The 20,793-nt window shown below is 57.4% G+C and carries 15 protein-coding genes and 2 tRNA genes; 5 read left to right on the forward strand and 12 right to left on the reverse strand.

Annotated elements, in window-relative coordinates:
• The first annotated feature begins 15 nt into the window (after positions 1 to 15).
• From KSP9073_RS06815 to gpgF, 4 genes are all read left to right on the forward strand, one after another.
• A complete protein-coding gene (locus KSP9073_RS06815) occupies positions 16 to 1,974 on the forward strand; it encodes an exoribonuclease II (protein ID WP_108842233.1) in 1,959 nt (652 codons plus the stop codon).
• Between the two features lie 179 nt (positions 1,975 to 2,153).
• Positions 2,154 to 3,293: an N-acetylglucosaminyl phosphatidylglycerol synthase gene (gene gpgS, locus KSP9073_RS06820; RefSeq protein WP_108842234.1), complete on the forward strand. Its 1,140-nt coding sequence runs from the start codon at positions 2,154 to 2,156 to the stop codon at positions 3,291 to 3,293.
• On the forward strand, positions 3,286 to 4,065 hold the full coding sequence (gene gpgD / locus KSP9073_RS06825; RefSeq protein ID WP_108842235.1) for an N-acetylglucosaminyl phosphatidylglycerol deacetylase: 780 nt from the start codon (positions 3,286 to 3,288) through the stop codon (positions 4,063 to 4,065). Before gpgS ends, gpgD begins: the two co-directional genes overlap by 8 nt.
• A 64-nt stretch (positions 4,066 to 4,129) precedes the next feature.
• Positions 4,130 to 5,146 (forward strand): glucosaminyl phosphatidylglycerol flippase, encoded by a 1,017-nt coding sequence (gene gpgF / locus KSP9073_RS06830; protein ID WP_108842236.1) that lies wholly within the window; start codon positions 4,130 to 4,132, stop codon positions 5,144 to 5,146.
• 74 nt (positions 5,147 to 5,220) lie between these two features.
• Here gpgF and sucD read toward each other — a convergent pair whose 3' ends face one another.
• From sucD to sdhC, 9 genes are all read right to left on the reverse strand, one after another.
• The gene (sucD, locus tag KSP9073_RS06835) at positions 5,221 to 6,093 is read right to left on the reverse strand and encodes a succinate--CoA ligase subunit alpha (protein ID WP_108842237.1); all 873 of its coding nucleotides are present in this window, start codon (positions 6,091 to 6,093) and stop codon (positions 5,221 to 5,223) included.
• On the reverse strand, positions 6,093 to 7,259 hold the full coding sequence (sucC, locus tag KSP9073_RS06840; protein WP_108842238.1) for an ADP-forming succinate--CoA ligase subunit beta: 1,167 nt from the start codon (positions 7,257 to 7,259) through the stop codon (positions 6,093 to 6,095). Before sucC ends, sucD begins: the two co-directional genes overlap by 1 nt.
• 119 nt (positions 7,260 to 7,378) lie before the next feature.
• Positions 7,379 to 8,815, reverse strand: coding sequence for a dihydrolipoyl dehydrogenase (gene lpdA / locus KSP9073_RS06845; RefSeq protein WP_108842239.1), 1,437 nt, complete (start codon positions 8,813 to 8,815; stop codon positions 7,379 to 7,381).
• A 98-nt stretch (positions 8,816 to 8,913) separates the two neighbouring features.
• Positions 8,914 to 10,542, reverse strand: a complete 1,629-nt coding sequence (odhB, locus tag KSP9073_RS06850) for a 2-oxoglutarate dehydrogenase complex dihydrolipoyllysine-residue succinyltransferase (protein WP_108842240.1) — start codon at positions 10,540 to 10,542, stop codon at positions 8,914 to 8,916.
• 70 nt (positions 10,543 to 10,612) lie between these two features.
• Complete coding sequence (locus KSP9073_RS06855) at positions 10,613 to 13,456, reverse strand: 2-oxoglutarate dehydrogenase E1 component (RefSeq protein WP_108842241.1); 2,844 nt, start codon at positions 13,454 to 13,456, stop codon at positions 10,613 to 10,615.
• 212 nt (positions 13,457 to 13,668) lie between these two features.
• Complete coding sequence (locus KSP9073_RS06860) at positions 13,669 to 14,379, reverse strand: succinate dehydrogenase iron-sulfur subunit (RefSeq protein ID WP_108842786.1); 711 nt, start codon at positions 14,377 to 14,379, stop codon at positions 13,669 to 13,671.
• A 16-nt stretch (positions 14,380 to 14,395) separates the two neighbouring features.
• Positions 14,396 to 16,168, reverse strand: a complete 1,773-nt coding sequence (gene sdhA / locus KSP9073_RS06865) for a succinate dehydrogenase flavoprotein subunit (protein WP_108842242.1) — start codon at positions 16,166 to 16,168, stop codon at positions 14,396 to 14,398.
• A gap of 1 nt (position 16,169) precedes the next feature.
• Entirely contained in the window at positions 16,170 to 16,517 is a 348-nt protein-coding gene (gene sdhD, locus KSP9073_RS06870) for a succinate dehydrogenase, hydrophobic membrane anchor protein (RefSeq protein WP_108842243.1), read from the reverse strand.
• Entirely contained in the window at positions 16,511 to 17,023 is a 513-nt protein-coding gene (gene sdhC / locus KSP9073_RS06875) for a succinate dehydrogenase, cytochrome b556 subunit (protein ID WP_341476549.1), read from the reverse strand. Before sdhC ends, sdhD begins: the two co-directional genes overlap by 7 nt.
• Before the next feature lie 270 nt (positions 17,024 to 17,293).
• Between sdhC and KSP9073_RS06880 the strand changes: the two genes are divergently transcribed.
• Positions 17,294 to 18,583, forward strand: a complete 1,290-nt coding sequence (locus KSP9073_RS06880; RefSeq protein ID WP_108842245.1) for a citrate synthase — start codon at positions 17,294 to 17,296, stop codon at positions 18,581 to 18,583.
• A gap of 463 nt (positions 18,584 to 19,046) precedes the next feature.
• On the opposite strand, the gene KSP9073_RS06890 is transcribed toward KSP9073_RS06880, so the two are convergent.
• From KSP9073_RS06890 to gltX, 3 genes are all read right to left on the reverse strand, one after another.
• Positions 19,047 to 19,122, reverse strand: a tRNA-Glu gene (locus KSP9073_RS06890).
• Between the two features lie 8 nt (positions 19,123 to 19,130).
• Positions 19,131 to 19,206 (reverse strand) — tRNA-Ala (locus KSP9073_RS06895).
• A 79-nt stretch (positions 19,207 to 19,285) separates the two neighbouring features.
• Positions 19,286 to 20,779, reverse strand: coding sequence for a glutamate--tRNA ligase (gltX, locus tag KSP9073_RS06900; protein ID WP_108842247.1), 1,494 nt, complete (start codon positions 20,777 to 20,779; stop codon positions 19,286 to 19,288).
• Positions 20,780 to 20,793: the final 14 nt, after the last annotated feature.

A 20,793-nucleotide genomic window follows, 5' to 3' on the forward strand; every position in this document is an offset into this window, starting at 1 on the left:
CAACCGATTAACGAGATGCTCTCGAACAACAGCCAGCTCGCCCAGCTCAAGCAAAATATCCGTGAAAAAACGCCCCGTGTGACCGGTGTGATCAAGGGCACCGACAAGGGTTACGGTTTTTTGGAAACCGACGACGGCCAGTCCTTTTTCGTGCCGCCCCCCGCCATGAAGCAGGTTGTACACGGCGATCGTGTCGAAGCCGTGCTCAACGAGGAGAAAGAACGCAAGAGTGTCGAGCCGGAAAGCCTGATTGAAGCCGGCCTCGGCCGCTTTATCGGTCGCGTCAAAAAGCGTGACGGGCGTCTTTCTGTCGTTCCTGATCATCCCTCCATCAATATCGCGCTGCGTGCCCGCACCCATCGCAATATCGAGGAGAATACGCTCAATGAAGGCGACTGGGTGGTGGCGCACCTGTTGCGTCATCCGCTGCGTGAAAACGATCGCGGCTTTTTTGTCCAGGTCGATGACGTCATCGCGGAAGGCGCACATCCTTCGGTCCCTTGGCGTGTGACCCTGGCGCGCCATGCGCTGGAGCAGGCCTCACCGGAAGCCGGTAATGACTGGCCCCTGCACGAAGAAGGTCTTGAACGCACCGACCTGACCGATGTGGCCTTCTTTACCATCGACAATGCCACCACCACCGACATGGACGACGCGCTCAGCGTTGAGGCATTGGATGACGGCCGCTTCCGCATGAAGGTCGCCATTGCTGACCCCACGGCCTATGTCGAGCAGGGTGACAGGGTCGACCAGGAAGCGCGCCAGCGTGCCTTCACCGTCTATTTGCCGGGCCAGAACGTGACCATGCTGCCCGAGCCGCTGGCCGATGACCTGTGCTCGCTCAAGCAGGATGAAGACCGCCCTGCGCTGGTCTGCACGCTTGAAGTTGGTGCCGACGGCGTGATCGGTGAGTACCACTTTGAGGCCGCCACCGTGCGCTCAAAGGCCCGTCTGAACTACGAGCAGGTCTCTGATTACATCGAGGCGCTCGAAGCCGGTACGACGCCGTCATGGACGCCGGACTTTGAACAGGGCGAAGCGCAGATCAAGGCTTTGGCCGGATTGACCAAAGCACGCCAGACCTGGCGTCAACAGCACGCACTGGTCTTTGGCGACCGTCCCGACTATGTCTTCAAGCTTGATGAGACCGGCAACGTGCTGGATATCGTGACCGAAGAGCGCCGCGTCGGTCATCGCATGGTGGAAGAAGCCATGATTGCCGCCAACGTCTGCTGCGCCAAGCTGCTCGGTGAGCACGTCGGCCACGGCATCTTCAATGTGCATCAGGGCATTGCCACTGAAAAGGCCGAACAGGCTCAGGCCTTTCTGGCCAGCCAGTCGGTCGAGGCCACGCCAGAGCAGTTCAACAATATTGCGCAGTGGCGCGCACTGCGTCACCAGCTCGACGAGCGCAAGGATGCCTGGCTTGATGCCCGCCTTCGCCGCTTTCAGGGCTACAGCGTGATGCAGAGTGAACCGGGGCCGCATTTCGGCATGGGTCTGCCGGCCTATGCCACCTGGACCTCTCCGATCCGTAAATACGGCGACATGATCAACCACCGCCTGATCAAGCAGGTCCTGCGCGGCGACGCCGAGCATGACAAGGCGACCGATGTGTCTGTGACCGATCATCTGAGCGATCGTCGACGCCTGAACCGCATGGCAGAACGCGACGTCAAGGACTGGCTCTACGTTCGCTATCTGACCGATGCCGTCACCAGCGAGACCGTCTTTGAAGGCGAAATCGTCGATATCCGCCGGGGAGGCCTTCGCGTTCGTCTGCCCGCCAATGGCGCCTCGGCCTTCGTGCCCGCCTCCATGCTGCATACCGATCGTGACGCCGTGGCCATTGATGACAAGGAAGGGCTGATCAACATTGGCGACGAACTGCGCTATCGACTGGGTGACGTCCTGAACGTCGTGCTGATCGAGGCGCGAGAAGAGACGCGTTCGCTGGTGGCACGCCCTGCCTGAACCGCATGCTCGCCCTGATCATCAGGGCGAGCTGTTCGCGGGCATGCAGGCTACAGTCTGTTACCCGTTACAGCAGCAGTCATCCGATTGACACATTATACTGGGGCGTTTGCCGGCGACCTGTGCCTTGCAATGAGTTGTCCGATTCAATACGTGCGGTTCGAGGAGGGTTCGGCGTAGTGCATATTGCCGACATGACCATGTTTTATGCGCCATCCAGCGGGGGTGTGCGCACCTATCTCGATGCCAAACGCCGTCGCTTGAACGCTACCGCCGATATTCGACATACGTTGCTGGTCCCGGGAGAGGCCTATACGCATCAGGCAGATGACCACCGTGTCAACGTGCCTGCCGCGCCCCTGCCATTCAGCAATGGCTATCGCTTTCCCCTGACCCGCGGTCCGTGGCGTCGCGCCCTGCGCGATGCCAGGCCGGATCTGATCGAGGCCGGCGATCCCTATACGGTGGGCTGGGCGGCCATTGCCGGTGCTCGCGAGCTTGATATTCCACTGGTGGCCTTTTATCACTCGGATCTACCCACCATGATCAGCAACCGACTGGGCAACTGGTCCCGGCCGCTGATCAATACCTATATCAAAAGGCTTTACGCGCACTATGACCGTGTACTGGCACCCAGTAACGTCATGGCGCAGCGCCTTGAAGGTCTCGGCATTCAGCACGTTCGCGTACAGCCACTGGGAGTGGATCTGACAACCTTTCACCCCTCACTGCGCGATGACAGCGTCAAGACCGAGCTGGGGCTTTCCGAGGATACCCGCCTGCTGGTGTTTGCCGGACGTGGCTCACAGGAAAAGAACCTTCACATCCTGCTGGAGACGATGCAAAAGCTTGCCGACCGGGGCACTCAGCCCTTCCATCTGCTGCTGGTCGGCTCCTCCATGCCCACTCAGGTGCCGGACAACGTCACGGTGATCAATCACTTCTGTCCGACCGCCGAAATCGCCCGCTATTTCGCCAGCAGCGATGCCCTGCTGCATGCCGGGACGCAGGAAACCTTCGGCCTGGTCGTACTTGAAGCCATGGCGTGCGGTATACCTGTCGTCGCGACGCGCGCCGGTGCGCTGGCGGAAAACGTACCGGAGGGGTGTGGCATGCTGTGTCAGCCGCTGGACAGCGATGACATGGTACAAAGCATTCTTGCGCTGTTTGAAAATGACGCAAGAGCAATGGGTCAGAAGGCGCGCGCACATGTCGAGCGTCATCATGACTGGAACATCGTGGTGCAGGGCGTCACGCATCATTATCAGGAGCTGCTGGGAATCAGCACGACAGCAGAGGTAAGCGTACAACATGGCTGACCGGGAATTTGCACTGGTACTGCATGACATTGCACCGGCCACCTGGCCCGATTATCGCTCCTTTGTCGAGCAGATTGATGGCATGGGACAGATTCCCATGACCTGGCTGGTCGTGCCGGACTTTCATCATCGCAGCAACACCTTCGAAGATGCCGGCATGCTGCGCCTTTTGCATCAGCGCATGGCACGAGGCGACGAGCTGGCGCTGCACGGCTTCTATCACTGTGATGATGCGCCACCACCCCGCACGCCGCGCGACTATTTCATGCGCAGGCTCTATACCTATGAAGGTGAGTTCTACCCCATCGAGTACGATGAAGCACTCGAACGCCTGGAGCGCGGCGCCGAACTCTTTCGTCGCGAGGACTGGCCGCTTGACGGTTTTGTGGCACCTGCCTGGCTTCTGGGCGATGGCGCGCGCCGTGCGCTTAAAACGCAAGGGTTTACCTATACCAGTGACCCGGAGCATCTTTACCGGCTACCGGACTATACGGCCATCAAGGCGCCCTCGCTGGTCTGGAGCGCCCGCAGTCGCTGGCGACGCGGCATGTCGTGGGTGGTCAATGAGCGCGCTCGGCGACGCCATCGTCGTGAACCGCTGATTCGACTGGGTCTGCATCCGGTCGATATGCGCCATGACATTTCACGCCGCTACTGGATTGATACGATCCGCCGCCTGCTTGAAGAAGGGTATCAGCCCACCACCAAGATCAGCTGGCTGCATCGTCAATCCAACTCGACGCCAGAAACCTTGGCGATGTCATCATCCTGAACGGCGTGGCGCATTACGCGACAACCCTGTTCGGACATGAATCACCTCCTGATCAGTTAACGTCATGAAAAGAACACTCTGGCTGCTGGTCGCAGGCCTTTTTGCCGTCATGGCCATTCCTGTCATGCTCGGCGGTCGCGATCTGCTGCACCTGCTTCCCGGCTTTCCGCCCGGCATTTTTGCTCTGATGCTGGGCATGGTGCTGCTGTGCTGGTTGCTCAACGGCGCCAAGCTGAAGGTCCTGCTGGCAGGACGCGCCGGTGAAATGGGCCTTATGCGTGCCACCGGCACGGTCGTTGCCACGGAATTTGCCATCTGTGCTACCCCGGGTGGCAGCGGTGGTCCGTTGACGCTGATCGCCCTGCTGACCCGTCGCGGGGTTCGTCCGGCACAGACCACGGCGATCTTTGCCGTGGATCAGATCATCGATTTGCTGTTTTTTTTGTGCTCGATGATCGCGATGATGATCTATGTCATCACCCGCTCCATTGATGCCCGCCTGGGATGGATGCTGGTTTTGCCGATGACCCTGCTGTGCCTGGCGCTACTGGGGGTGGTGTTGATGAGCCGCTATCACCGGCGCTTTCTGGTGGTATCCGGCAGGCTGCTCAGCAAAATGAAGGTCAGCCCGCGATTTCAACAGACCATGGTTCGCCGCATCCTGATCTTCAAGAAGGCCTTTACCGAAACCGTGCAACTGCCTCGCTCGGCACTGGCACTGGCGTTCGGGCTGGGGATCGTGCACTGGATCGTGCGCTACAGCATCCTGTTCGTCACGCTTTATGGCCTGAATCAGCATCTGGACTGGGCATGGACCTTTCTGGTGCAGATGCTGTCCATGGCCGCCGGTCAATTGACGCTGCTGCCGGGTGGCGCCGGCGGTGCCGAGCTGTCTTCATCAGCGCTACTGGCCCCCATGGTGGGACAAAGCACTGCGGCAGCGGCCATTCTGATCTGGCGTGCGGTCACCTACTATTTTTATCTGATCGCAGGCGCGCCGGTTTTCATGCTGATGGCCGGCCGCCCTCTGCTGAAAAAAGTATTTGAAGGACGCAAGGCCGAAAAACCCTCCAATATCTGATCTTTCAGGTTTCAGCCGCGCACAAAAAAAGGGGGCCATATGGCCCCCTTTTTTGCTCACACGCCAGCACTGTTTTACCAGCCGGTCGCTTCCTTGAGCTTGTCACCGATTTCTGCCAGCGAACGCACCGTGCGAACACCTGCCGCTTCAAGGGCCTGGAACTTGTCGTCCGCAGTGCCCTTGCCGCCGGCAATGATGGCGCCGGCATGGCCCATGCGCTTGCCCGGAGGTGCAGTCACGCCTGCAATGTAGGCAACCACCGGCTTGGTCACGTGCTCCTTGATGTACTCAGCCGCTTCCTCTTCAGCCGTACCGCCGATCTCACCGATCATGACGATGGCTTCAGTCGACGGGTCCTTCTCGAACATCTCAAGGATATCGATGAAGTTGGAACCCGGGATCGGATCGCCACCGATGCCGACACAGGTGGACTGGCCAAACCCGTGATCGGTGGTCTGCTTGACCGCTTCATAGGTCAGCGTACCGGAGCGCGAGACGATACCCACACGGCCGGGCTGGTGAATGTGGCCGGGCATGATACCGATCTTTGACTGGCCGGGCGTGATCACGCCCGGGCAGTTGGGGCCGATCAGACGAACACCCAGCTGGTCGCACTTGACCTTCACATCCAGCATGTCCAGCGTCGGAATGCCTTCAGTAATGCAGATGATCAGCTTGATGCCCGCATTGGCCGCTTCAAGGATGGAATCCTTGCAAAAGGCTGCCGGGACATAGATGACCGTGGCTTCAGCACCGGTCTGCTCTACCGCTTCACTGACCGTGTTGAATACCGGCAGACCAAGATGCGTCTGGCCACCCTTGCCCGGCGTGACACCGCCGACCATGTTGGTGCCGTATTCCATGGCCTGTTCCGAGTGGAACGTGCCCTGACCACCGGTAAATCCTTGGCAGATTACCTTGGTGTTCTTGTCAATCAGGATACTCATTATTTGCCCTCCGCTGCTTTAACCACCTGTTGCGCCGCATCGGTCAGGCTGGTTGCTGCAATGATGTTGAGGCCGCTTTCGGCAAGCTTTTGCGTGCCCAGCTCGGCATTGTTGCCTTCAAGGCGAACCACCACGGGCACGTTGACGCCAACCTGCTCTACTGCGCCCATGATGCCCTCGGCGATCATGTCGCAGCGCACGATACCACCGAAGATATTGACCAGAACGGCCTTTACCGAGGTATCAGACAGGATGATCTTGAACGCTTCTGCCACACGCTCCTTGGTGGCACCGCCGCCGACATCAAGGAAGTTGGCCGGCTGACCGCCAGAGAGCTTGATGATGTCCATCGTGCCCATGGCGAGGCCTGCGCCGTTCACCATGCAGCCGATGTTGCCATCCAGCGCGACATAGTTGAGCTCCCACTTCTGGGCATTGGCTTCACGCTCATCTTCCTGGCTGGGATCGCGCATCTCTTCGAGATCGGGATGACGATACAGCGCGTTGCTGTCCAGGTTGATCTTGGCATCCAGGCAGTGCAGGTCGCCGCTTTCAGTGATAACCAGCGGGTTGATCTCCAGCAGCGCAAAATCCTTGTCGGCAAACATCTTGGCCAGACCCAAAAAGATCTTGGTGAACTGCTTGATCTGGTCCTTGTTCAGGCCCAGCTTGAACGCCAGCTCACGTGCCTGGTAGGGCTGCGCGCCGACCAGCGGATCGATTTCGGCCTTGAGAATCTTTTCCGGTGTCTCTTCAGCCACCTTCTCGATCTCGACGCCACCTTCGGTGGAGGCCATGAACACGATACGACGTGAACCACGATCCACAACAGCGCCCAGATACAGCTCGGTGGCGATATCGGTGCAGTTTTCGACCAGAATCTTCGTGACCGGCTGGCCCTTTTCATCTGTCTGATAGGTGACCAGATTCTTGCCCAGCCACTGCTCGGCGAAGGCACTGGCGGCCTCCGGGCTTTCTACCAGCTTGACACCGCCTGCCTTGCCGCGACCACCGGCATGCACCTGTGCCTTGACGACCCAGCGGTCCCCGCCAATTTTCTGGCATGCCTTGGCTGCTTCTTCGGGGGTATCTACCGCGTACCCCTTGGAGACCGGCAGGCCATAATCAGCAAATAACTGTTTTGACTGATACTCGTGAAGATTCATCGTCTCATGCCATTGGTTGCATTGGACTCGATCGATGGAGCGGCCGCCATTGGCAGGCCACCCCATCCCGATTCACCTCAGCCGCGGCCGAGGTGAGGTTCTACGTCAATGTCGATGCATTAACGCTTTTTGCGGTTTGCCATATGAATGGCGTGACCATCCACTGCCAGCGCTGCTTCGTGAACAGCTTCGGACAGTGTCGGGTGGGCAAAGCAGGTCAGCGCCAGATCTTCGGCACTTGAGCCAAATTCCATGGCAATCACACCCTGTGCAATCAGCTCACCGGCATGCTGGCCGATAATATGGACACCCAGAATGCGGTCAGTGCTGGCGTCAGTGACGACCTTGGCCATGCCTTCGGTGGCATTGTTGGCCATGGCGCGGCCGCTGGCCGAGAACGGGAAGACGCCGCACTTGACCTCAAAGCCTTCCTTCTTCGCCTGCTGCTCGCTCATACCTACCCAGGCCACTTCGGGGGCGGTATAGATGACGCTGGGGATAGCGTCGTAATTCATCTGGGCCTTTTCGCCGTGGATGATATCGGCGACCATCATGCCCTCTTCCGAACCCTTGTGCGCCAGCATCGGGCCGCGAACCACGTCACCGATGGCAAAAACACCCGGTGCGTTGGTCTGGCAAGTGTCATCGACCTGAATAAAGCCACGCTCGTCCAGCTCAACGCCGGTACCGTCAGCCAGCAGGCTCTGGGTATAGGGACGACGACCGACGCAGACGATCAGCTTGTCGAACGTCTGTTCCTGTTCGCCGTTGCTGTCGGTATATTTCACGACAACTTCGTTGTCCTTGATATCGGTACCGGTGACGCGTGCGCCAAGGCGAATATCAAGGCCCTGCTTGCCCAGAATCTTTTTGGTTTCCTTGGCGATCTGGTCATCAACCACCGGCAGGAAGCTGTCCATGGCTTCAAGAACAGTAACTTCACTGCCCAGACGCTTCCATACACTGCCGAGTTCAAGACCGATCACGCCGGCGCCAATCACGCCAAGACGTTTGGGCACTTCCTGAAATTCCAGCGCGCCGGAGGAGTCAACGATGAGACCCTCGGTCAGCGGCGCCGGCGGAATTTCGACCGGGACACTACCCGAGGCGATGACCACATTTGCGGCTTCATACGTCTCGCTGTTGCCCTCATGGTCAGTCACTTCGACCTTCTTGCCAGGCAGCAGCTTGCCGGTACCTTCAAGCGCGGTAACCCCGTTGGCCTTGAACAGGGCACTGATGCCGCCGGTCAGATTGGCAACGGTCTTTTCCTTGCGGGCCATCATCTTCTTGACGTCCATCTGAACGTCACTGACCTCGATGCCCAGTTCGCTGTACTCGTCGCGAGCTTCAACATACTTGTGGGACGTTTCCAGCAGCGCCTTGGAGGGAATGCAGCCCACGTTTAGACAGGTGCCACCGTGTACGGTCTTGCCACTCTTGTTGACCCACTTTTCAACGCAGGCCACTTTCATGCCCAGCTGGGCAGCACGAATTGCGGCAACATAGCCTCCGGGGCCAGCGCCGATCACGATGACATCAAATTTGTCAGCCATGTGTATCCCTGTTCGGTTCATTGTCGATCACCCGACACGCAGCCGGTGATCGTTATAAAACAACCCGCCCGGTACGAGACCGGGCGGGGTTAACAAGCTCAAACGTCAAGCAGGAAGCGCGCAGGATCCTCAAGCAGGCTCTTGATGGCCACGAGGAACTGAACGGCGTCCTTGCCATCGATCATGCGGTGATCGTAGGACAGCGCCAGATACATCATCGGGCGAATCTCGACCTTGCCGTTGATCGCCATCGGACGTTCCTGGATCTTGTGCATACCCAGAATCGCCGTTTGCGGCGGATTGATAATGGGCGTCGAGAGCAGCGAGCCAAAGGTACCGCCATTAGTGATGGTAAAGGTACCGCCCTGCATGTCTTCGATGCCAAGCTTGCCGTCACGGCCACGCTTGCCGAAGTCACCGATATTCTTTTCGACATCGGCCAGCTTCATCGAGTCCGTGTCACGCAGAACCGGCACAACCAGACCACGCGGCGTGGAAACGGCAACGCCGATGTCCTGATATCCGTGGTAGACAATATCAGTACCGTCGATGGAGGCATTGACGTCCGGGAAGCGCTTGAGCGCCTCGGTGGCTGCCTTGACGAAAAAGCCCATGAAGCCGAGCTTCACGTCATGTGCCTTCTGGAAGTCATCCTTGTACTGGCTGCGCAGCGCCATCACGGCGCTCATGTCCACCTCGTTATAGGTGGTAAGCATCGCGGCAGTCTGCTGAGCCTGTACCAGACGCTTGGCAATGGTCTGACGCAGGCGGCTCATCGGCACACGCTTTTCGGGGCGTTCGCCCTGAATCGCAGCGGTGGCAGGCGCGGCGGCCTTCTGGCTGACGCCGCTGCTGCTGGACGTGCTCTGCTTGTCGCCACCGCCCTTTTTGGCACTGCCGGCGTTGATGGCCTTTTGTACGTCTTCCTTCAGAATGCGGCCACCCTTGCCGGTGCCCTCGATCCTGTTGACGTCAAGATCATGCTCGGCCACCAGCTTGCGGGCCGCCGGGGCCAGCACCTTGTCACCGACCTTCTCGTCCTGCTCGGCGTTGGCATCACCCGATTCAGCCTGGCTGTCATCACCGCGGGATTCAGCAGAAGCCCCCGCCGCATCGCCACTACCTTCACCAAAGCGTGCCAGTACCTGCTCGGAGGTAACCTGACTGCCTTCATCAGCAAGAATCTCGGTCAGGGCACCATCCGAAGGCGCCACAACTTCCAGTACCACCTTGTCGGTTTCAATCTCGGCCAGCACTTCGTCACGCTTGACCGGATCGCCTACCTTCTTGTTCCAGCTGGCAACGGTGCCTTCCTGAACAGACTCGGGGAAGGAAGGCGCCTTGACGTCGACAGAAGCGCCTGACGCCGAGGGCTTTTGGCCGCCACTTTCACAAGCCTCGGCAGGCTTGTCAGAAGACGAGGTGCTTTCAGCAGCCTTCTCCTGCTGGCCCTGATCGGCCTTTTTGTCTTCCTGCTTCGCGGACTGGCCACCCTCGCCCAGACGGCCCAGCACCTGCTCGGACTCACAGGTCTCACCTTCCTGAACGGTAATTTCTTCTACCGTGCCATCGGCCGGTGCCACAACCTCGAGCACCACCTTGTCGGTTTCGATTTCAACGATCAGTTCGTCACGCGAGACACTGTCCCCCGGCTTCTTGTGCCAGGTCGCGACGGTCCCTTCTGCGACGGATTCGGGAAAGCTTGGCGCCTTGATGTCTGTTGCCATGATTATTCCTTAATATCCTCTTCTCGGTAGCCGGCAATCGCGGCACTCATGTTCCTGAGCTTTCAGGCGCTCAACCGTTGAACGCCTTGTCTACCAGCGATCGCTGCTGCTCACTATGTACTGCCATGTATCCAGCCGCCGGCGCCGCTGACTCGGCACGACCAGCAAAGCCGAGCTCACCGCCCAGTCCGGGATTCACCTGATCAGCCACCTTGCGCATGTGATGCTGGCTTTGGTACCAGGCACCCTGATTCTTGGGCTCTTCCTGACACCAGACCACACGCTCGAGGTTGGTATAGCTTTCGATGGCAGCCAAAAGTGACTCTTCCGGGAACGGATAGAGCTGTTCGATACGAATGATGGCCGTATCGGAACGCTCATTTTCTGCACGCCACGAGGCAAGATCATAGTAAACCTTGCCGGAGCAGAAGATCACACGCTTGACCTGCTCGGCTTCAAGCTTGCCCTGGTCGGGAATGACCATCTGGAAGCGACCATCAGACAGGTCTTCCAGCGAAGAGGTCGCATCCTTGTGACGCAAAAGACTCTTGGGTGACAGGATGATCAGAGGCTTGCGCAGCCCGCGAATGACCTGACGACGCAGCAAATGGAAGATTTGCGCCGGCGTGGTCGGAACACAGACCTGCATGTTCTCTTCAGCACACAGCTGCAGGAAACGCTCCAGACGCGCCGAGGAGTGCTCCGGGCCCTGACCTTCATAACCATGGGGCAACAGCAGAGTCAGGCCACAGAGGCGACCCCACTTGGTTTCACCCGAGGAAATGAACTGATCGATGACCACCTGAGCGCCGTTGGCAAAATCACCAAACTGCGCTTCCCAGGCAATCAGGGCATTGGGCGTGGTCGTGGCGTAACCGTATTCAAAGGCCATCGCACCTTCCTCGGACAGGAAGGAGTCATAGATCGTGAAGTCCGGCTGATTGGGCTTGAGATGACAAAGCGGCGTCCAGATCGAACCGTCTTTCTGGTTATGCACGACCGCGTGACGGTGAGAGAAGGTGCCACGCCCGGTATCCTGCCCCGTCAGACGCACGGGATGCCCCTGATCGATCAGGGTTGCATAGGCCAGGGTTTCGGCAAAGCCCCAGTTGATGCCCAGGCTACCGGCCACCATCTTGCGACGATCTTCATACACCTTGGCGACCTGACGCTGTGTGTCGACATCATCGGGGATGTCACACATCTTGGTCGCCAGCTCCTGCATGCGCTTGAGGTCAAAGGAGGTATCGGATTCACCGGTCCAGCGATGCCCCAGATAAGGTGTCCAGTCAACAAAGAGATTGCTGTTGGGCTCCTGAACCAGCGCATTGGCAACATGATTGCCGTTATCGAGATCTTCTCGATAACCGTCAATCAGGCCTTTTACCTCGTCCTCATCCAGCACGCCTTCTTCGACCAGACGACGGGCATAGATCGTCCGCGAGCTGTCGTGGCTCTTGATCTTTTGATACATGAGCGGCTGAGTACCGGAAGGCTCATCCGCTTCGTTGTGACCACGGCGTCGGTAGCAGATGAGGTCGATGACCACATCCTTCTTGAACTGCTGACGATAGTCGATGGCCACCTGCGTGGCATGCAGCACGGCGTCGGGATCATCACCGTTGACATGGAAGATTGGCGACTGAACCATCTTGGCAATGTCGGTGCAGTACTCGGTAGAGCGGGCATCATCCTGACGGGATGTCGTAAACCCGACCTGGTTATTGATGACAATGTGGACCGTGCCACCTGTCTTGTAACCACGCAGCTGCGACATCTGGAAGGTTTCCATGACGACGCCCTGACCGGCCACTGCCGCATCACCATGCACCACCAGCGGTAATACCTGATCGCCTTCGCTGTCATCACGACGGTCCTGACGAGCCCGTACCGAGCCTTCAACCACCGGCATGACGATTTCAAGATGTGACGGGTTGAAGGCCAGCGCCAGATGCACTTCGCCACCCGGCGTCATGACATTCGAGCTGAAGCCCTGGTGATATTTCACGTCACCGGAACCATGCTCGATCATCTTCTTGCCATCGAACTCGTCAATGAGCTCACTCGGGCTCTTGCCCAGAATGTTGACCAGAAGATTAAGACGACCGCGGTGAGCCATGCCGATAACGACTTCGCGCACACCGTAATTGCCAGAGCGCTGAATCAGCTCATCCACCATGGGAATAAAGCTTTCACCGCCTTCCAGACCAAAGCGCTTGGTGCCCGGGTACCGGCTGGCCAGGTAGTTTTCCAGACCTTCAGCAGCCGTCAGACGCTCCAGTACATGCTTGCGCACCTCTGCCGAATAATCGGGTCTGGAGCGCACTGATTCAAACCGCTGCTCGAGCCAGCGCTTTTCTTCAGTATTGACGATGTGCATGAACTCGCAGCCGATCGAGCGGCAATAGGTCTGCTCGAGCGCCTGAATGATTTCCTTCAGCGGCGCGCTGTCCTTGCCAATAAACAGGGAACCGGTCTGAAACTCGGTATCCATGTCGGCATCGGAGAGCTGATGAAAGGAGAGTTCAAGGTCGGGGACAGTTTCTGCAATCCGCAGTCCCAACGGATCAATGTTGGCTTTCTGATGACCTCTAAACCTATAGGCGTTGATCAACTGAAGAACGCGAACCTGCTTACGGTTGGTTTCTTCGTTTTCAGCGGTACCTGACGCCACCGGCGCCAATGAACGACGATCACGGGCGAGGTGATAGAACTGATCGCGAATCGGGGCAAGGGGAACGTCCCGGGAGGGGCCACCATCATAGCCGGGGAGGCTGTCGAAGTACTGTCGCCACTCATCGGGGACAGACTGAGGATCGGAAAGGTACTGTTCGTAAAGCTCTTCTACGTAATGGGCGTTGCTCCCGCTCATGTGCGAGGTACGCCACATCAACTCCATTATGCCTTCTTGCATCGCTCGATCACCCTGGGTCTGGGGTGGGGTCAGTGATCGCATTCAGTGCGACCACCTTGATGTAAGTCACGAGTCTCGCCGTATCACCATTGACCCGATCTACCGGGCCATTGTCGAAGCTCGGACTCGAAAGACTGCCGCCGCCCCGCAAGGTGACGGCAGGCTGTCAATGATAACAAGCAAGGCCTGTCATATTAAGCAAAAACCGTGCATCAGGCGGTATTGCGCACCAGCATCTCACGGATCTTGCCAATGGCTCGAGTCGGGTTGAGCCCTTTCGGACAAACGTTGACACAGTTCATGATTCCGCGGCACCTGAACACGCTGAACGGATCATCAAGTTCTGACAAACGTTCCTGCGTATGCGTGTCGCGCGAGTCCGCCAGAAAGCGATAGGCCTGCAACAGACCGGCAGGTCCCACGAACTTGTCCGGGTTCCACCAGAATGATGGGCAGGAAGTCGAGCAGCAGGCGCACAGGATGCACTCATACAGACCGTCGAGCTTGTCGCGATCTTCCGGCGATTGCAGTCGTTCGATGGACGGCGGACGCTCATCATTTTGCAGATAGGGCTGAATGCGCTCGTACTGCTTGTAAAAGAGCGACATGTCGATGATCAGATCGCGAATGACGGGCAGGCCCGGAAGGGGGCGCAGTACCAGCCGATTATTCTTGACGACTTCCGACAGCGGCGTCACGCATGACAGACCGTTCTTGCCATTCATGTTCATGCCATCGGAACCGCAGACACCCTCGCGACAGCTGGCACGATATACCAGCGAGCTGTCCTGCTCCTTGATCATCTGCAGGACGTTGAGCACCATCAGATCGCGCCCCTGCGTATCGATCTGGAAATCCTGCATCCAGGGCGCATCATCGTTTTCAGGGTTATAGCGGTAAACGGAGACCTGTAATGTCGACATATGGGTCATCCCCTCATCAATAGGTACGAATTTTAGGCTGGAGCGTATCGACAGTCTTCGGAGAGAAGTTGACATCACGCTTGGTCAGCGTTTTTTCCGCCGGATGATAGATCGAATGCTTCAGCCAGTTTTCATCGTCACGATCGGGGTAGTCCTCACGCGAGTGAGCACCACGACTTTCGCGTCGCTCAAGGGCCGCAATGGCGGTCGCCTCGGCAACTTCCATCAGGTTATCCAGCTCGAGCGCCTCGATACGGGCGGTATTGAACATGTCTGACTTGTCAGGCAGCCAGGCATTGGCAATACGCTCACGCAGCTCTTCGAGCTTTTTCACGCCTTCCTGCATGTTGTCTTCCTTGCGGAAAACACCAAAGTTGTTCTGCATGATGGTCTGCAGGTCCCGCTTGAGCTCGGGCACCGTCTCGCCACTGCCCGACTCGTTCCAGCGATTCAGACGAGCCATGGCGCCATCGATGTCCGACTGCGAGGCTTCCAGATACTCGATGCCCTTGTTGAGCGTCTCTTCGATGTGCATGCCTGCCGCACGCCCGAAGACCACCAGATCCAGCAGCGAGTTGCCGCCCAGACGATTACTGCCGTGTACGGACACACAGGCCACTTCACCGCAGGCAAACAGACCGTTGATGACCTGGTCGTTGCCATCGGCGTCGACTGTCAGCGCCTGTCCATTCACATTGGTTGGAATACCGCCCATCATGTAATGACAGGTCGGCACGACCGGGATCGGTTCCTTGACCGGATCCACATGTGCAAAGGTGCGGGAGAGCTCAACGATGCCGGGCAGACGCTTCATGAGAACGTCTTCGCCCAGATGGTCCAGCTTGAGCATGACGTGATCGCCATGTTCACCGCAGCCACGGCCTTCCAGCACTTCAAGTACCATTGAACGGGCGACCACATCACGGCCAGCCAAATCCTTGGCATTGGGCGCATAGCGCTCCATGAAACGCTCGCCATCCTTGTTGATCAGATAGCCGCCTTCACCACGACAGCCTTCCGTGACCAGCGTCCCGGCGCCATAGATGCCGGTTGGATGGAACTGCCACATCTCGATGTCCTGCACCGGAAAGCCTGCGCGCAACGCCATGCCAATACCATCACCTGTATTGATCAGGGCATTGGTCGTGGAGGCATAGATACGACCGGCACCGCCTGTGGCCAGTACGGTGGCCTTGGCCTTGATCATGACCGTCTCGCCGGTTTCCATGCAGATGGCAATGACGCCGACCACATCGTTATTGGCGTTACGCACCAGATCAACGGCATACCACTCGTTGAGAAAGACCGTATTGTTTTTCAGGTTGTTCTGATAAAGGGTATGCAGCAGCGCATGCCCTGTACGGTCAGCAGCTGCACAGGTTCTGGCCGCCTGACCGCCCTTGCCGTAGTCCTTGGACTGACCACCGAACGGACGCTGATAGATGCGCCCATTATCAAAACGCGAAAACGGCAGGCCCATGTGCTCAAGCTCGAAGACAGCCTTGGGCCCTTCGTTACACATGTATTCGATCGCGTCCTGATCACCGATATAGTCGGAACCCTTGACGGTGTCATACATGTGCCAGCGCCAGTCGTCGTTCGGGTCGGCACTGCCGATGGCACAGGTGATACCGCCCTGAGCGGAAACGGTGTGGGAGCGTGTGGGAAAAACCTTCGACAGCACCGCTGTCTGCTTGCCGGACTGCGCCAGCTGCAGCGCAGCGCGCAGACCGGCACCACCACCACCAATGATGATGGCGTCAAAGGTCAGGGTACGTAACTGTGTCATGTCAAACTCCCCAGATAACCTGCACACCCCAGACCACAAACACGAACAGGGCCAGGATGACGAATAGCAGCGCGCCAAAGCGAATGGCGGCGGGCTTGATGTAGTCGGTGGCCACGATCCAGAGACCAACCCAGGCGTGGGCTGCCACGGAAAGCAGCGCCAGCAGCGTGAACACTTTCATCCAGATGTGGCTGAAAAGCCCTGACCAGGCGGCATAATCCAGGTCGGGGTTGAACAACAGATACGCCACCATAAAGATGCTATAAAGGCCCAGGATCACGGCCGAAGCACGCTGGATCATCCAGTCGGCTACCCCATTGCGTCCCGGATTCAAAATATTGATTACCATACCCAGACTCCTGCCATAACAACCAGTAATGCACTGATAATGATGGTCAGCTGTGCTCCGCGCTGACCCCCTTCCAGTGTTTCGCCATGCCCCATGTCCATAATGAGGTGACGCACGCCTGCCACGAAGTGAAAGCCCAGAGCAGACAAAAGCCCCCACAGAACCAGCCGAGCGAAAAAGCCGTGGGCCATCGCCTCGCGGACAGTGTTAAACCCGGCGGGCGATGACAGGGAAACCTGAAAGGCCCACATCAGAAAGATCAGACCGATAAACAGCATGATGCCTGACACTCTGTGCGAGATGGATACAAGAGCAGGCAAGGGAAACTGGATACTTGAAAGGTCCAGATTCACCGGACGCTTGGCAGTCGACAAGGGTCGTTGACTCTTCACGGCGCTTTTCTCTCCCGGCCCGCATGAATAGACCACGGGCAGTTTTTGGTAGGATTCGATTATCATCAGGTCAGGTCGCCTGGACAGGCGATGAATCGCCCGTCGCGCGGCCATTGATTATATGTCCCCGACGTTCGGATGACAAATTGACGCACATTTTTGTAAACGTTTGGAAAGTTCAAAAAACGAGGGAAAACAGGCTACAGTCGTGGCCTATAGACATTAAAAAAAGCTTTTTGTTACGCGCTGATGAAATGAATGCATTGCGCCCGGGCCCGGGCATGCATGGAATTGACAAACTGTCGCACCCGCTCAATAGTGGGCCCCAACGATTTGGCGGACATACCTGATATAACAGTATTTTATATAATTCGAGGAGGCCTCATGGCTGACAGAAAGGCACAACTGACAATCGACGGCCTGGATACTCCCGTCGAGTTGCCTATCTATTCGGGCACCACTGGCCCCGATGTGATTGATGTCCGCGGCCTGATAGATCACGGTTATTTCACCTATGATCCCGGCTTTGTTTCTACCGCATCATGTGAATCCGAAATCACCTACATCGATGGCGCCAATAGCGTTTTGCTGCACCGCGGCTATCCCATCGAGCAGCTCGCCACCCACTCCAATCATACGGAAATGAGCTACCTGCTGCTCAACGGCGAGATTCCCGACAAGGATGCCTACGAGGCATTCAAGGAAAGTGTCTCGCGCCATACCATGGTGCACGAGCAGATTGTCAATTTCTTCAAGGGGTTTCGCCGCGACGCCCACCCCATGGCCGTGCTGTGCGGCGTTGCAGGCGCCTTGTCGGCCTTCTATCACGATAACCTGGACATCACTCAGGAACATGACCGGCAGGTCTCTGCCATACGCCTGATTGCCAAGATGCCGACGCTTGCGGCCATGTGCTACAAGTACAACATCGGACAGCCCTTCGTCTACCCGCGCAACGATCTCGATTACGCTGAAAACTTCCTCTACATGATGTTCAGCAATCCGTGTGAGCCTTACGAGATCAACCCGGTGGCCGCCAAGGCGATGGACCGAATCTTCATGCTCCATGCCGATCATGAGCAGAATGCTTCGACCTCCACGGTACGACTGGCAGGCTCTACGGGCGCCAATCCGTTTGCCTGTATCAGTGCCGGTATCGCCGCACTCTGGGGACCAGCCCACGGCGGCGCCAATGAGGCAGTCCTCAACATGCTTGCCGAAATCGGCGACGACTCCGAGGAAAATATTCAGCGCTTTGTCGATCGCGCCAAGGACAAGCAGGATGCCTTCCGCCTCATGGGCTTTGGCCACCGCGTGTATCGAAACTTCGACCCGCGCGCCAAGGTCATGAAGGAAACCTGTGACGAAGTCCTTCAAGAGCTTGGCATGGGCGATGACCCACAGCTCAAGATCGCCAAGCGGCTTGAACAGATCGCACTCGAGGATGACTACTTCATCGAGCGCAAGCTGTATCCCAACGTCGACTTCTACTCCGGCATCATCCTGCGCGCTCTGGGCATTCCGAAGAACATGTTTACGGTCATTTTTGCGGTGGCACGTACTACAGGCTGGATTTCTCACTGGAACGAGATGATTACCAACGGCAGTCGCATTGGACGCCCAAGGCAGCTTTACAAGGGATATACACAAAGGGACTATCCCGAGCAGTCATAAGCAATGGCACAAACCTCGAAAAGGCCGTCAACAACGGCCTTTTTTTGTATCCATAAAACTCCTTTACGACACTCTTGCCCTACTCTCCATTATGCTTTTTATTGCTTGACAATGGATGGCATCTCTCCATCTCGAGACAGGATTTTTATTGTCCACACAATCTGTGGATAAGCCTGTTTATAACGTATGAAGAAGGTCTCAAAATCGCCATATTCAGGGCGCTTCAGACAGATTGGATATTTTTTGATCATCTTCAAGTAACTGAATATAAAGAGTTTTTTATAAAAACAATGAGATAGCCATCGCATTTGAACCTGTCTTGAAGACAGATTGGCGAAAGCCTGAATCGGTGGACAATTAGAGAAGGTGTCAAGACCCTGACGCAGAAAATTCTGGACGCCTCGGGAAGTGATCAAGCGCAGTGCTTGCGCGGTGCAATGACTGAAATGGATCAGGCAGGAAGTGGCGTCCCATAGGGGGTTCGAACCCCTGTTACCGCCGTGAAAGGGCGGTGTCCTGGACCACTAGACGAATGGGACGTAAAAGGTGGTGGAGCCTAGCGGGATCGAACCGCTGACCTCGACACTGCCAGTGTCGCGCTCTCCCAGCTGAGCTAAGGCCCCACTGCCCCGACCTGTGCAGGTTGACTGCGGTCAGGAACGGGGCGCATCTTACTGATTGTACTGGAAAGCGTCAAGCCCCTTATGCATCAGTGGAAGGTAAATCCCGATATTCTTTTTCCAGCGATTTGGTCTGTTTTTTGGAAACGCCACCGAGAATGGCAATGGCATGACGAAGTCGCGCTCGGGTCATGTCCGAGCCCAGAATCACCATGGCGTCCATGACCGAGGTTGAGGTCTGGCTGCCAGTGACCGCAATGAATACCGGAGCCAAAAAGGCCTTCATCTTGAGCTCAAGATAACCTGACAGCAGTTTGACCTCTGAAAGAAGCGCTTCCTTGTCCCAGCTGGTCACGCCTTCCAGTTTCCAGACCAGAAACTGCAGGAGTCGAACCATCTGCTCGCGCGCCATGCCGGTATCATCAAATTGAGCAGCCTGCAGGTTCGGCAGCCCTGCAAAGAAATGACCGGCAAGCGGCATCACCTCAGAAAGCGTCTGCACGCGAGGCCTGACCTGGGGCAGAATCCGGCTGACGTACTCTTCGTTAAAGGCCCACTGCATCAGTTGGCGCATCAGGGCTTCATCATCGAGGTCTTCACGGATATAGACCCCGTTGAGCCAGGTCAGCTTTTCGAGATCAAACACCGGCCCGCCCAGCGAGATGCGCTGAATGTCAAAGCTTGCCATCATCTCATCGAGGGTGAACTTTTCGCGCTCATCGGGCATCGACCAGCCCATGCGACCCAGATAATTGGTCACGGCCTGAGGCAGATAGCCCATGCGCTTGTAGTAGTTGATCGACGTTGGGTTCTTGCGCTTGGAAAGCTTGGACTTATCTGGATTACGCAGCAGTGGCAGGTGACAAAGTACCGGCATTTCCCAGCCAAAATACTCATACAGCAGGATGTGCTTGGGCGCAGAATTGATCCACTCCTCGCCACGCAGCACATGGGTAATGCCCATCAGATGGTCATCGACCACGTTGGCCAGGTGATAGGTCGGCATGCCATCCGACTTCATCAGGATCTGAGCATCTATCTGGGCCCACTCCACCTCGATCTCACCGCGTAACAGATCGTTGAAACGACAGCTGCCCTCTCCGGGCACTTTCATGCGCACGACATGCGGCCAGCCTTCCTGCTCACGCCTGGCGTGCTCGGCCTCATCAAGGTAAAGGTCTTCGGGCTTGAGCGCGGCAAACAGCCCCTGCGCCTTGCGTGCCTCACGCATCTCGTCAAGCTCTTCACTGGTGCGATAGCACTTGAAGGCATGACCACTGTCCAGAAGTTTTTGAGCATGCAGGGCGTAAATGTCCCCGCGCTCGCTCTGACGATAGGGGCCATGCGGGCCACCCACGTCAGGTCCCTCGGACCACTCAATACCCAGCCAGCGCAGCGAATCCAGAATCATCTGTTCGGATTCGGACGTGGACCGCACCCGATCGGTGTCCTCGATACGAAGGATGAACTCGCCGCCGTGCTGTTTTGCAAAGCAAAGATTGAAAAGCGCCACATAGGCAGTACCGACATGGGGGTCCCCAGTCGGCGAAGGGGCAATACGCGTGCGTACAGTCATGAAAACGGCCATTG

It is taken from the genome of Kushneria phyllosphaerae (assembly GCF_900312995.1).
GTDB classification, from domain to species: Bacteria; Pseudomonadota; Gammaproteobacteria; order Pseudomonadales; family Halomonadaceae; genus Kushneria; species Kushneria phyllosphaerae.